A 13570-nucleotide genomic window follows, 5' to 3' on the forward strand; every position below is an offset into this window, starting at 1 on the left:
GATACTTGAGCCATTGTGAAAGCAAAGATCATTTGCGCACCGCTCCGAACGTGATACCGCGCAGAAGATGTTTGCGGAGGAGGATCGTGAAGATCATGACGGGCAGGAGGAACAGCGTTGCCCCTGCGGCCACGGCGGGCCAGTCCTGACCGCCAACGCCGATGATAGTGGGGATGAACGGGGGCGCAGTCTGGGCGTTGCCCGAGGTGAGGAGGACCGCGAAGGCGTATTCGTTCCACGCAAAGATCAGGCAGAAGATCGCGGTGGAGGCGATGCCGGTGGCGGCCTGAGGCAGCACGACTTTGCGGAAGGCCTGAAACCGGGTGTAGCCGTCGATCAGGGCGGCCTCTTCATATTCGCGGGGAATCTCGTCGATGAAGCCTTTCAGCAGCCACACGGCAAGCGAGATGTTCACCCCGGTATAAAGCAGGATCATGCCAAGATGCGTGTCCGAAAGGCCAAGCTGGCGGTACATCAGGAAGATCGGGATCGCGACAGCGATGGGGGGCATCATCCGGGTGGAAAGGATGAAGAACAGAAGGTCATCCTTGAGCGGCACCTTGAAGCGGCTGAAGGCATAAGCGGCCAGCGTGCCAAGGAAGATCGACAGCGCGGTGGACCCAAAGCCGATGATGACGGAATTCAGGAACCGCTCGCCAAAGCGCGAGGGGCCAGTGACAACCTCGCCCCGGCGCTGGACGATTTCGTCGACGAAATTGTCGGGCGGGGGCATTGTCGCCAATTGTTCCGGCGTGGCGCGGGTGCGGTCGGTGAAGAGGTTCACATAGCCTTCGATCGAGGGCGAGAAGAGCACCTTTGGCGGATAGCTGATACTGTCCGGCCCGGTCTTGAACCCGGTGGAGATGATCCAGACCAGCGGCAAAAGGGTGATGACCGTGTAGGCCACGACCAAGGCACCCGCGACCCATTTCGAAAGCTTCGATGGTTCGGTGACGGAATAGGCGCTCATTTCTGGCCTCGGGCATTGGTTCTGGCGGGTGTCCCCCCCACCCCGGCCCTCCCCCACGAGGGGGGAGGGAGGTGCGGCGTGGCTGGTGTGCAGCGCGAGGCTTGGCGCGGGGCGGCTCCCCTCCCCCTTGTGGGGAGGGGATGGGGGTGGGGGTGGGGGTGGGGGGCTTGGCGAGGGATCGACATCACCGCTCCTTCACCTTGTTCAGCGCCTTGACGTAGATCGAGGCCAGGCCGAAGACCGTGACGAACAGGATGATCGCGTAGGCCGAGGAATAGCCGGTGCGCCATTTCTCGAACGCTTCGCGCTTCAACTCGATCGAGGACAGAAGCGTGGTGTCACCCGGGCCGCCGCCGGTCAGCAGGACCACGAGGTCGAACATCTTGAAGTTCTCGATCCCGCGGAACAGGACGGCGAGCATCAGGAAGGGCAGGACCATCGGGACGGTCATCGTCCAGAACTGCCGCCACTTCGAGGCGCGGTCGACCTCGGCCGCCTCGTAGATGTAGTCGGGGATCGACCGCAGGCCCGCAAGGCAGATCAGCATCACGAAGGGCGTCCACATCCAGGTGTCGACGATGACGATGGCCCATGGCGCGAGGGTGACGGAGCCCAGCATGGTGAAGGATGAGGCGGGGATGCCGGTCACGAATTCGACCGCGTAGTTGATGAGGCCGATCTGCGGCTGGTACAGGAAGGTCCAGAAGTTGCCCACCACGGCGGGCGACAGCATCATCGGGATCACGATGAGGGTGGTCATCAGGTCATTGCCGCGGAACTTGCGGTTGATCAGCCAGGCGAGGGTGAAGCCGATCAGCACCTGCAGCACCAGCGTCCAGAACAGGAAATGCGCGGTGGCCTGCATCGTCTGCCAGATGTCGGGGTCGGTCAGGATGCGTTCGTAATTGCGCAGGCCGACCCATTCGACAGGCTCGTTCGGGCGGTTGGCGCGGTAGTTGGTGAAGGACAGCCGGATGGTCCAGATCAGCGGGAAGATGTTGATCGCAAGGAGGAGGAGGATGGTGGGGGCAACGAAGATCCAGGCGATGGTGCGGTCCGAAAGGCCCCGCACCTTGCGGGCAAGGGTGGGCGGTGTGGCGCGGGCAAGGCGGTCGGCTGGGGTGTCGGACATCGGGGCGGCCTTGATCGGGGGCATGCGGCAGTCTACGCCAGATTTGGCGCTGTGAACCCTGCTTCGTTGCGGGATGCGGTGGAGAGGGGGCGCTGACCCTGTGGCAGGGCGGGCGATCCCGGGTGGACTAAGGCGTCGGGGGCGGGCAGGCCCGCCCCCATGCCGGATCAGAGCTTGCCGTCATCCTCGAACGTGACGGTCCAGTCGGCGACCAGGCCGTCCAGCGCCTCTTGTGCGGTGCCAGTGCCGGCAACGACATAGTCGTGGAAGCGCTTCTGGCTGTCCGCGAGGAGGGTCGCGTAGCTGGGTTCGGCCCAGAAGTCCTTCACGATGGCCATCGAGTCGAGGAAGGTCTGCGCATAGGGCTGGCTGGAGGCGAAGGCGGGGTCTTCCACCACGGCGCGCAGGCAGGAGAAGCCGCCCATCGACCACCACTTCTGCTGCACCTCGGCCTGTGCGAACCACTTGATGTATTCCAGCGCCGCATCCTGCTTTTCGCTGTAGGACACCACCGAAATGCCCTGACCACCAAGCTGGGCAAAACGTTCGCCGTCGGGGCCCGCGGGGTTCACCAGATAGCCGGTCTTGCCGCCGCCGACGTTGGGGTCAACCTCGAACCCCGGCCAGGTGAAGGCGAAGTTCATCTGCATCGCGACCTGACCGGATTTGTAGGCGTCGATGCCTTCGCCCATATAGGCGTTCGACATGCCCGGCGGGGTGCAGCAGTCGTAAAGCGACTTGTAGAACTCCAGCCCCGCGACGGCACCCGGCGAATTGACGAAGCCCGCCATGTCATAGGGTTTGTCGGGGTTTTCGTATTTGAAGCCGAAGGAGTAGAGGACGTCCATCACGCCCATCGTGATGCCTTCGGACCCGCGTTCGGTGTAGATCGACGCACCGTAGACCGTTTTGCCGTCAATCTCGCGGCCTTGGAAGAATTCGGCCACCTCTTTCAGTTCGGCGAAGGTGGCGGGGGGCGTCAGGTCGCGTCCGGTCTTTTCCTTGAAGGCAGTGGCGATTTCCGGGCGTTCGAACCAGTCCTTGCGGTAGGTCCAGCCGACGACGTCACCGAAGGCGGGCAGCGACCAGTAGTTCGGCGTGCCCTTCGGCCATTCGGAATAGCCGGTCACGGTGGCCGGAACGAAGGCATCCATCGAGATGGCATTGGCGTCGAAGAAATCGTTCAGCTTGACATAGTGGCCCGATTCCGCGCCCGCACCGATCCACTGGCTGTCGCCGATCATCAGGTCGCACAGTTTGCCGCCCGAGTTCAGTTCGTTCAGCATCCGGTCAGCGAAGTTGGGCCATGGGACGAATTCGAAATTCATCTTGATGCCCGACTGCGCTTCGAAGTCCTTGGACAGTTCGACAAGCGCGTTCGCCGGGTCCCAGGCGGCCCAGCACAGCGTCAGTTCGGTGGTCTGGGCATTGGCCTGGGCAGCCCAGACCAATGCAAGCGCCGCGGATGCGGCCAGTGTTGTCCGTTTCATGGCATTCCTCCCGATGATGTTGCAGGTGGACCCGTACCGATGCCGGGCCTTCTTGAATTGCCATGACGATAGACACGAGGGTGGCGACCTGTAAAGCATTTTTGAGGTACGCACCTCATTTCTTGCCATGCCCTTGTTTCAAAGCGATTTGGGGGCGGGATCAGGCGGCGGCGTTGTCCGTTGTGCCAGCGGGATCAAGGCCCGAGTCGGCGGCCAGATCCGGGGTGCCGGGAAGGTTTTCGCGCAGGACGATCTCGATTCGGATCTGTTCCTGGCCGACATCCAACGGCAGATTGTCGGCCTTGGCGCGCAGAACACGCAGGGTGCTGCGCGCAAGGTGGCCGAGGTTCTGGGTGATGACGGCGGTGATCTCGCCCGCTTCAAGCGCCTGGCGGACATGGGGCGTCAACTCGTGGCAGATCACCAGAAGTTTGCCGGAAAGGCCCATGTCGCCAATGACTTGCGAGAGGGCGCGGTGGCCGTCGCCCATGGCGTAGATGCCCTTGATGTTCGGTGCGTTGGCAAGCCGTTCGGCCACGACCTGCCGCAAGGTTTGGCTGGAGCCATGGGTTTCCAGCGATGGCAAAACCTCGATCCCCGGGAAATCGCGCAGCATCACTTCGTCAAAGCCGCGGCGGCGTTCGATCATGTCACGGGCCAGCAGCGAATGGCCAAGCACCAGCACCTCGGCCGGGGTGCCGCCAAGGAAGCGGCCCATGAGCACCCCGGCAGTGCGCCCGGCAGCGCGGTTGTCGATGCCGATGAAATGGTCGCGCCCGGTATTGGGCAGGTCTGACACCAGCGCCACCACGGGCATGCCCTTGGCGCGCAGGCCCCGGATCGCATCGCGCAGGACGGGGGTTTCGGGGGCCATCAGCGCAACCCCGGCATAGCCGCGCCCGGGCAGACCGGTGAGGAGTGCGGCCAGCGCATGCGGATCTTCGGCTGGAAAGCGATGCAGGCTAAGTTCGATCCGCGCGGTGGCGGCGATGGACCCGGCATCCGTCAGCGCGCTTGCCAGGGTTTGAACAAACTGGCTTTCTGTATCGGGAAGGACCACGGCCATGCGGTAGTTGCGGCTGCGGGCAAGGTTGGCGGCGGTCAGGTCGCGGACATAGCCCAGCTTCGAGATAGCGTCATTCACCGCGCGGATGGTCTTGTCCCGCACGCCGGGGCGGGCGTTCAGCACCCGGTCCACGGTGGCAAGGCTGACGCCTGCCTCACGCGCGATGTCGTTGACGGTTGGCCGCACGGGACCGTCCTTTCAAGGTCTTTCGGCGACTATCGGCGGGGCAGTGAGGTACGTCAATCAGGAATTCGGCGGGCGGGGCGCGCGACGTGCCGGGTTGGTGCTTCACCTTGACGGCAAAAGCGGTGCATCCTGCGGGCAGGCATGGGAGGACGGGATGAGGACGCTTCTGCTTTTTGGCGACAGCAACACGCATGGCACGTTGCCGGTTCGCGCGCTTGGTCAATCGGGCCGCTTTGCTCGTGAGGACCGTTGGTCCACGCGGCTGGCGCGGCTGTTGCCGGGGTGGGAGGTGATTGCCGAAGGGCATCCGGGCCGCACGACCTTGCACGACGACCCGGTGGAAGGCGCGCATCGCAACGGGCTGACGGTGTTGCCGGCCCTGCTGGAAAGCCACCGACCCGCGGACGTAGTGCTGCTGATGCTGGGGACGAATGACCTGAAGGAACGGTTTTCGGTCAATGCAGGCGACATCGCCCTGTCGCTGGAGCGGTTGGTTCGGGTGATCCTCGCCTCAGGCTGCGGACCGGAGGGGGGAGCGCCCGGTGTGCTGCTGGTGGCGCCGCCGCCGATTGAGGAGGTGGGCTGTCTGGCGGGCATGTTTGCAGGCGGGGCGGCGAAGTCGCGGGCGCTGGCGGCCGAGGTGCAGGAAGCGGCGGGCCGGTTGGGGGTGCCGTTCCTTGATGCGGGCAAGGTGGTGCAGGTGTCGCCGATCGACGGCATCCACTACGGCCCCGAAGCAAACCCCGCGCTGGCCGAGGCGTTTGCGGCGGCGATCCACCAGCATTTTCCGGGGTAGGGCTGGGCTGATCCGGCTTTGCAGTGGGCGCGGGTTGGCGCAAGGTGGGGGAAAAGCGGCGAAAGGTTCTGCAGATGACCCGTCATGATCCGGCCCTTTCCACCCCGGCGCAAAGCGCGCTGGACGCGTTGCGCGCCAATGTCGCGGTGCCGTTCGAGCGGGCGCGGGCGATGCCGAAGGCCGTCTACACCTCACCCGAGTTTGCCGAGGCCGAGGCGCGCCATATCTTTGCGGCGGAATGGCTGTGTGCCGGGCGCGCGGATGCGCTGCCGAACCCCGGCGATTACCTGACCATGCAGATCGCGGGGGAGCCGGTGATCATCCTGCGCGACCGCGAGGGGGTGTTGCGCGGCATGTCCAACGTCTGCCGCCACCGGATGAGCACCCTGCTGGAGGGGCGGGGGAATGTGCGGTCCATCGTCTGCCCGTATCATGCCTGGACCTACAATCTCGACGGCAGCTTGCGAGGCGCGCCCGCGATGGCGCGGAATGAGGGGTTCTGCAAGGACGATGTCACCTTGCCTACGGTCCGGGTGGCGGATTGGCTGGGCTGGATCATGGTGACGCTGAACCCGGATGCGCCGAACCCCGCGGACCAGCTGGCGGGGGTGGAGCGGTTGGTTGGGCACTTGCCGATGCGGGACTACCGCGAGGTGTTCCGAGAGGAGTTTCGCTGGAACACCAACTGGAAGGTGCTGGCCGAGAATTTCATGGAAAGCTACCACCTGCCAGTCTGTCATGCGGGGACGATTGGCGGGGCAAGCGATCTGAACCAGATGGAATGTCCGGAAGGCGAGGCGGCGTTCAACTATCACTGGATCATCAAGAATGATCTGGTGCCCTTGGCGCTGGCGCATCCGTCAAACACCGTGCTGCAAGGGGATGATCGGCGGATCACCTGGCTTCTGGCGATCTATCCGGCGCTGCTAGTCACCCTGACGCCGGGGTATTTCTGGTACCTCTGCCTGACGCCGGATGGGCCGGGGGCGGTGAACGTGCTGTTCGGCGGCGGGATGAGCGCGGATTGGTGCGCGGACCCGAAGGCCGATCAGCATTTCGCGGCGGTGAAGGCCTTGCTGGACGATGTGAACGTCGAGGACAAGGGCTGTGTCGAGCGGGTCTGGAAGGGCCTGTGCGCGGGCATGTCGGGACCGGGAAGCCTGAGCCATCTGGAGCGGCCGAATTACGACTTTGCGCGCTATATCGCGGGGCGGATGCCGTAAGGGGTGGGGCGGCGCTGCGGGCGGTGGCGGTGCTTCTGCGGCCTTGGCGGCCGATGGGGGTTGACCGTGGCGGCCGGAGCGTCACTTTCACCCGATGACACAAGTTGCCCTGATCGTGGCCCATGGCCAACCCTCGGACCCCGGCCCCGCTGCGGCGGCGCTGGAGGAGCTTGCCGAAGCGGTCGGCGCGCATCTGCCCGGCTGGCAGGTGCGGGCGGCGACGCTGGCTGAACCGGGGGCGGTTTCGCGTGCCGTGACGGGGCAGGTTGGGGCGGGGCAGGTGGGGGGCGTGGTCTTCCCGATGTTCATGGCCGGGGGCTGGTTTACGCGGGTCCAGATTCCGGCGCGGTTGGCTGAGGCCGGGGCCCAAGGCTGGCGCGTGCTGGAGCCGTTCGGCTGTGACCCCGCAGTGCATGACCTTTGCGTCACGATTGCCCGCGAGGCTGGGGTGGCGGAGGTGATCCTTGCGGCGCATGGATCGTTCAAGTCATCGGTCCCGTCGGACATTGCCCGGCATGTGGCTGAACGGATCGAGGTTGAGGCGGGGACAAAGGTGACTGTCGGGTTCATCGATCAGTCGCCGCAACTGGCAACGCTGGGCGGGTTTGGCGCGGATGCCGCCTGCCTGCCGTTCTTCGCCGCCGAGGGCGGGCATGTGGCCGAGGACATCCCCGCCGCCTTGGGCGAGGCGGGGTTTCAAGGGCGCATCCTGCCACCGGTCGGGTTGGATGCGCGGGTTCCCGCGCTGATCGCCGCGGCGATTGCGCGGGGCGTTCCGGTCTGTGCCGCGGCGTGCCGGTGGGGCAGGTAGCAAAATCCTTCGAAGGATTTTGCAAAAGTTTTCGAAAACTTTTGGCCCCGGCTTTAGACCGTGTGCAGGTAGAGGTCGAAGTCCACCTCGCTGACGGTGCGCATCACCCGGGCATATTCCGCGGCCTTGATGGCGGTGAAGGTGCGGTGCATTTCGTCACCCAGAGCGTCCTTCAGGAAGGCAGATGCCTTCGCCGCCTCGATCGCCGAGCGCCAGTCGGTGGGGATGCTGGCGGTGCTTTCATCCTCATACCCGTTGCCGGTGGTTTCCGGGCCGGGGTCGATCTTGTGCTGCATCCCGTGGCGGATGCCGGCAAGGACCGTCGCGGCGACAAGGTAGGGGTTGGCGTCCACGCCGGCGGGTCGGTGTTCGATGCGGCGGGCCTTGATGTCGCCCGCCGGGATGCGCAGTGCGACCGACCGGTTGTTGACCCCCCACGTCGGGCTGACCGGCGCGTAGGATTGGCTGGCGAAGCGGCGCCAGGAGTTGGCGTGCGGGGCAAAGACCAGCATCGATTCTGCCATCGTGGTTTTCAGGCCGCCGAGGGCGTGGAGGATGAGGGGATTCCACTGACCCTCTTTCGCTTCGATGAAGACGTTCTTGCCCTGACCGTCCAGCATGGAGACGTGGAAGTGCATCCCGGACCCGGCGTAGTTTTCATTGGGCTTGGCCATGAAGCAGGCGACGACGCCATGCGCCCGGGCCTGGGCGCGGACGATGCGCTTGAGGCGCATCAGGTCATCGGCGGCCTGCATCACATCGGTCCGGTAGTGCAGCGTCAGTTCGTACTGGCCGGGGGCGTATTCGCTGATCAGGGTTTCAGCCGTGATGCCGGCCTTTTTGGCCCCGGCGTAGATGTCGGAGAACAGCGGCAGCATCCCGTGGAGATGGTCGACGGAGTAAACTTCGGTCTTGTGGGAGGAGCGGCGGTCAAGCACGTCGCGGGCGGGTTGCATCTTGCCGTCGGGGCCGCGTTCGGGATCCAGCAGGAAGAACTCCAGCTCGAACGCGCCTGCCGGGTGCAGGCCTTCGGCGGCAAGGGCATCGACCTGCCGCTTCAGCGCGTGGCGCGGGTCCGAGGTCATGGGCACGCCGTCAAGGGTGTACATGGACATGAACACCTCACCGCGGGGCGGCTGGGTGTTGTGCAGGGGTTTCAGCGTGCCGGGGATCGGCCATGCGCGCAGATCGCCGTCGCCCTGATCCCAGATCAGGCCGGTTTCGTGGACATCCTCGCCACAGATATCAAGGCCAAGGATCGAGATCGGCAGATGGCGGCCGTTGTTGAAAAAGGACAACAGCTCATGCCGGCGGATGATCTTTCCCCGGCCAATGCCATTGGCGTCATGCAGGATTATGTCAAAGGCCTCGACGTCGGGATGGGCGGCGAGGAAGGCTTCCGCCTCGGCTGGGGTGGAACCGGAGGGGCTGGGTTGGGTCATGTCAGGCTTCTTCGAACAGGTCGGAAAGGATGGCGTCAAAGCTGGCGATCAGGTGGTCGATCTGGCGTTTTCGCGTGGCGGGGCTGACCAGCATCATGTTGTGAAACGGCGCGATCAGGGTGCCGCGATTCAGCAGGCCGGTGTGAAGTGCGGCCTCGACCTGTGGCTGGTGAGCAGCGGCTGCCTCGGCGCCGTTGTGGAGCGGGCCGGGGGCGCAGATGAACTCCACCCGGGCGCCGACGCGGACGACGTGCCACGGGGCCTTGTGACGGTCGATGGCCTTGGCCAGGCCATGCGACAGGCGGGCGGCCAGCTTTTCCATATGGGCATAGTTGGCGGGGGTCATCACCTTGTCCAGTGTGGCGACAAGGCAGGCGAACTGCATCGGGTTGGCGGAGAGGGTGGTGCCCATGCCGGACCGGCCCGAGGGGCGGTTGGCGTTCACCTCCTCGTACCGCTTTGCGGTCTCGTCGGTGAGGCCCCAGACAGCGGTGGGCATGCCGCCCGCGACGCATTTGCCGACGACAAAGATATCGGGCCGCAGGGAATGGACGCCGGTATAGCCACCAAGGCCCGAGGATATCGTATGCGTCTCATCCATGATGAGAAGCGTGCCGTATTTGAGGCTGAGCTGGCGGAGGCCGTCATGGAACCCGGCTTCCGGCAGGACCATGCAGGAATTTGTCATCACCGGTTCGGTCAGGATCGCGGCGACATCGCCCTTGGCAAGTGCGGCCTCAACCCCGGCCAGATCGTTGAACTCGCAGCAGACGGCGGTCTGCGTGAGGTCCGCCACCTGGCCCAAAAGGCCGGGGGAGGTGACGGTGCGGCCGTCTTCGAGGCTGACGAAGGTATCGTCCACCGTCCCGTGGTAGCAGCCGTTGAACACCAGCACCTTAGGCCGCCCGGTCACAGCGCGGGCGACGCGGAGGGCAAAGCGGTTGGCGTCGGTCGCGGTGGTGGCGATCTGCCACTGGAAGGCGCCGAAGCGGTCGGTCAGCAGGCGACCGGCCTGCAACGCGGTTTCGGTCGGCAGCATGTAGGTCAGCCCGTGGCGTGCCTGTGCGCGGATGGCCTTTGCCACCGGGGCGGGAGAGTGGCCGAACATGCTGCCGGTATCGCCAAGGCAGAAGTCATCCAGCGTGACGCCGTCGATGTCGGTAAGGGTTGCCCCCTTGGCGCTGGCAACGAGGGGCAGATGGGGCATCGGCCAGTCGGCCATCCAGTGCATTGGCACCTTGTTCAGGAAATGGCCCGCGCCAGCGGCCATGGCCTTGGCCGCTTTCGGGCGCGACCGGGCGTAGACGGCAGCCTCACGCGCGGCGAAGGCGGCGAGGCGATCTGGCTGGATACCGGCGATGGTGGCGTCAGGCATGGGCGTCATTCCGTGGGTGGTTCCCGTTTATGCGCCAGAATTTGATCAAATGGCAAGCGACCGCTCGTCGTGCGTCTTCGACGTCTCCTCTCGGGCGGTCAGCGAGGAGTGACGAAGTCGCAGGCGGGCGGTGGGTCAGGCCCAGCGGCCTTCGAAATCCTCGGGCACCAGAAGGTTGTGGCGGCCGACCGCGCCGATGTCACGTTCACCGCAGAGCGCCATGGTGATGTCCATTTCCTTGTGGATCACCTCCAGCGCCTTGGTCACCCCTGCCTCGCCCATCGCGCCAAGGCCGTGGATGTAGGCGCGGCCGATCATCGTGCCTTTCGCGCCCATAGCGAGAGCCTTCAGCACGTCCTGACCGGAACGGATCCCTGAATCCAGCCAGACTTCGGTCCGGTCGCCGATCGCGCTGACAATGGACGGCAACATGCGGATAGAGCTGAGCGCGCCATCCAGTTGCCGCCCGCCGTGGTTTGACACGATCACCGCGTCGGCCCCGGTATCGGCGGCCATGCGGGCGTCGTCGGCATCCAGCACGCCTTTCAGGATGAACTTGCCTTTCCACTGGTCGCGGATGCGGGCGACCTTGCCCCAGTCCAGCTGCGGGTCGAACTGTTCGTTGGCCCATGCCGTCAGGTCCGACAGTTTCTGCACGCCCTTCACATGGCCAACGATGTTGCGGAACTGCCGGCGCGGGGTGCGCAGCATGTTCAGCGCCCAGCGGGGTTTGGTGGCGATGTTGATCAGGTTCGGGATCGTCGGTTTCGGGGGCGAGGTCAGGCCGTTCTTGAGGTCCTTGTGCCGTTGGCCAAGGATCTGCAGATCCAGCGTCAGGACAAGGGCCGAGCAGTTGGCCTTGCGCGCCCGTTCGATGATCGCGTCGACGAAATCTTCGTCCTTCATGACGTAAAGCTGGAACCAGAACGGGTCGGGACTGTGGGCTGCCACATCCTCGATCGAGCAGATCGACATGGTGGACAGGGTGAAGGGCACGCCGAATTTCGCCGCTGCGCGGGCGGCATGAATCTCGCCGTCCGGGTGCTGCATCCCTGTGCTGCCGACGGGGGCGAGGGCTACGGGCATCGTGACCTTCTGCCCGGCCATCGTGCTGGACAGGACCCGTCCGGTCAGGTCGCGCGCCACGCGCTGGCGAAAGCGCAGCTTGGCAAAATCCGAGGTGTTTTCGCGGAAGGTCTGTTCGGTGTAGCTGCCGCTTTCGCAATAGTCCCAGAACATCTTTGGCGTGCGCTTCTGGTGCACGCGCTTCAGGTCTTCGATGCAGGTGATGACGGGCATGGCTTGCCTTCCGGATTGGTCATCTTCTGTTACCAATTTGTCCAGTTTGGCGCAATCCTTGTTGGGGACGTGTTGGCGCCCTGTTATGGGCAGGTTGAGGCTTGCATTTAGTGCGATATCGCATCATATAATACGACATCGCATCAAATGGAGCCTGTCATGACCCTATCCCGCCGCAAGACCCTTGCCCTGATCGGGGGCGGAGTGATCTTCGCCGCCACCGCGAGCCTTGGCACGGTTGCCGCACGCCAGCCCCGCACTGCAGCCCTGCCATGGGCTTTTGCCGGTCAGGGGGAAGAGCCCCGCTACCGGGCGCTGTCCTATGCCCTGTTGGCCCCGAACCCGCATAACCGGCAGCCTTGGCTGGTGGACCTGCGCACCCCGGGCGAAGTGACGGTATATGTCGATACGGCAAAACTCTTGCCCCACACCGATCCGTTCAGCCGCCAGATCACCATCGGGCTTGGGTGTTTTCTGGAACTGATGCGGATGGCCGCCAGCCATGATGGCCAGCGGGTCACGATCACGCCGTTCCCGGAAGGCTTCGACGACCGTGCGCTGGATGCCAGACCGGTGGCGCGGGCGGTGTTCGTGGCGGATGCGACGGTCACGCCAGACCCGCTGTTTGCCCATGTGCTGGACCGCCGGTCCAACAAGGAGCCCTATGACGTCAGCCGCACGCTTCCGGCCGATACCTTGGCCAAACTGTCCGTGGCGCAGAATGGCAGCTTCGGCGGCACAGTAGATGCCGAGGAGGTCGCAGAGTGGCGCGCCTTCACGCGCGAGGCGCTGCGGATCGAGATCGAGACGCCGCATACCTACAAGGAATCGGTGGACCTGTTCCGCATCGGGCGGGCCGAGGTGGACGCGAGCCCCGACGGGATCGACTTTACCGGCCCGCTGTTCGAAGTGCTGGGAGCAACCGGTCTGATGACGCGGGAGGGGCTGCTTGACACCTCATCCCAGGCCTACAAGGCCGGGCTGGATGCCGTCTATGCCAACACCGATACGGCGATGGGGTTTGTCTGGCTGGTCACCTCTGGCAACAGCCGGCCTGACCAGATTGCCACGGGGGCGGACTGGCTGCGGGTGAACCTTGCGGCGACGGCGGCGGGGGTGGCGTTCCAGCCGCTGAGCCAGGCCTTGCAGGAATATCCCGAGATGGCGGCGCTCTACCGCGACCTGCATGCAAGGCTTGCGCCGGACGGCGGGACGGTTCAGATGTTGGGCCGCATCGGCTTTGGCCCCGAGGTGGCCCAAAGCCCGCGCTGGCCTTTGGAGGCGAAGATCATGAATGCCTGACCGCAGCCCGGAAGACACGTTCAACGCCTTTTTCCTTGAGGTGGGGATCCTTGGCCAGCTGAGCCGCGCCCTGTTCGAGGCGCGGCTGCCGCAGGGGTTCACCTTGCCGCAGTTCACCGTCCTGAACCACCTGGTCCGGGTGAAGGACGGGCGCACCCCGCTGGAATTGGCGCGGGCGTTTCAGGTGCCGAAAACCTCGATGACGCACAGCCTTGCGGTGCTGGACCGGCACGGGCTGATCGAGATGCGACCGAACCTGCGGGACGGACGGTCGAAATGCGTTTTCATCACCGAGGCTGGCCGGGCGTTCCGGGCGCAGGCGCTTGCGGCGATCACCCCGGACATGGCCGCCCTTGCCGCGCGGTTTCCGGCTGCCCGGCTGGCCGAGGCCCTGCCCGCACTGATCGAGCTGCGCCAGATCATGGACGCGATGCGCGATGAGGGTGGTGACGTGCGGACCACGGACCCGGCGGGCTGA

Annotated in this window: 12 protein-coding genes; 5 read left to right on the forward strand and 7 right to left on the reverse strand. The window is 65.0% G+C overall.

The genetic code is table 11. The annotated features are described in order from the left end of the window. Positions 1-28 precede the first annotated feature (28 nt). The 4 genes from EI545_RS14630 to EI545_RS14645 all read right to left on the reverse strand — a co-directional run bounded on the left by EI545_RS14630 (position 29) and on the right by EI545_RS14645 (position 4844). Complete coding sequence (locus EI545_RS14630) at positions 29-970, reverse strand: carbohydrate ABC transporter permease (protein WP_125326154.1); 942 nt, start codon at positions 968-970, stop codon at positions 29-31. Positions 971-1154: 184 nt separating this feature from the next. Next, positions 1155-2102 carry a carbohydrate ABC transporter permease gene (locus tag EI545_RS14635; RefSeq protein WP_125326155.1) on the reverse strand — a complete coding sequence of 316 codons (948 nt, stop codon included), beginning with the start codon at positions 2100-2102 and terminating at the stop codon, positions 1155-1157. Between the two features lie 167 nt (positions 2103-2269). Then, the gene (locus tag EI545_RS14640) at positions 2270-3592 is read right to left on the reverse strand and encodes an ABC transporter substrate-binding protein (protein WP_125326156.1); all 1323 of its coding nucleotides are present in this window, start codon (positions 3590-3592) and stop codon (positions 2270-2272) included. A gap of 160 nt (positions 3593-3752) precedes the next feature. Continuing rightward, a complete protein-coding gene (locus tag EI545_RS14645; RefSeq protein WP_125326157.1) occupies positions 3753-4844 on the reverse strand; it encodes a LacI family DNA-binding transcriptional regulator in 1092 nt (363 codons plus the stop codon). Between the two features lie 154 nt (positions 4845-4998). Here EI545_RS14645 and EI545_RS14650 point away from each other — a divergent pair, with 154 nt between their 5' ends. From EI545_RS14650 to EI545_RS14660, 3 genes are all read left to right on the forward strand, one after another. Next, positions 4999-5640: an SGNH/GDSL hydrolase family protein gene (locus EI545_RS14650; RefSeq protein ID WP_125326158.1), complete on the forward strand. Its 642-nt coding sequence runs from the start codon at positions 4999-5001 to the stop codon at positions 5638-5640. A 74-nt stretch (positions 5641-5714) separates the two neighbouring features. Continuing rightward, positions 5715-6863, forward strand: a complete 1149-nt coding sequence (locus EI545_RS14655) for an aromatic ring-hydroxylating oxygenase subunit alpha (protein ID WP_125326159.1) — start codon at positions 5715-5717, stop codon at positions 6861-6863. A 94-nt stretch (positions 6864-6957) separates the two neighbouring features. Continuing rightward, positions 6958-7674, forward strand: a complete 717-nt coding sequence (locus EI545_RS14660; protein ID WP_125326160.1) for a sirohydrochlorin chelatase — start codon at positions 6958-6960, stop codon at positions 7672-7674. Between the two features lie 53 nt (positions 7675-7727). Here the strand turns inward: EI545_RS14660 and EI545_RS14665 are convergent, their stop codons facing one another. From EI545_RS14665 to EI545_RS14675, 3 genes are all read right to left on the reverse strand, one after another. Further along, a complete protein-coding gene (locus tag EI545_RS14665; RefSeq protein WP_125326161.1) occupies positions 7728-9116 on the reverse strand; it encodes a glutamine synthetase family protein in 1389 nt (462 codons plus the stop codon). A 1-nt stretch (position 9117) separates the two neighbouring features. Further along, positions 9118-10491, reverse strand: a complete 1374-nt coding sequence (locus EI545_RS14670) for an aspartate aminotransferase family protein (protein WP_425471574.1) — start codon at positions 10489-10491, stop codon at positions 9118-9120. Between the two features lie 135 nt (positions 10492-10626). Continuing rightward, positions 10627-11790: an alpha-hydroxy acid oxidase gene (locus EI545_RS14675; protein WP_125326163.1), complete on the reverse strand. Its 1164-nt coding sequence runs from the start codon at positions 11788-11790 to the stop codon at positions 10627-10629. A 159-nt stretch (positions 11791-11949) separates the two neighbouring features. Between EI545_RS14675 and EI545_RS14680 the strand changes: the two genes are divergently transcribed. Further along, positions 11950-13092, forward strand: a complete 1143-nt coding sequence (locus EI545_RS14680; RefSeq protein ID WP_125326164.1) for an Acg family FMN-binding oxidoreductase — start codon at positions 11950-11952, stop codon at positions 13090-13092. After that, a complete protein-coding gene (locus tag EI545_RS14685; protein WP_125326165.1) occupies positions 13085-13570 on the forward strand; it encodes a MarR family winged helix-turn-helix transcriptional regulator in 486 nt (161 codons plus the stop codon). Before EI545_RS14680 ends, EI545_RS14685 begins: the two co-directional genes overlap by 8 nt.

Origin of the sequence: Tabrizicola piscis, from assembly GCF_003940805.1 — a bacterium.
Classification (GTDB): Bacteria; Pseudomonadota; Alphaproteobacteria; order Rhodobacterales; family Rhodobacteraceae; genus Tabrizicola; species Tabrizicola piscis.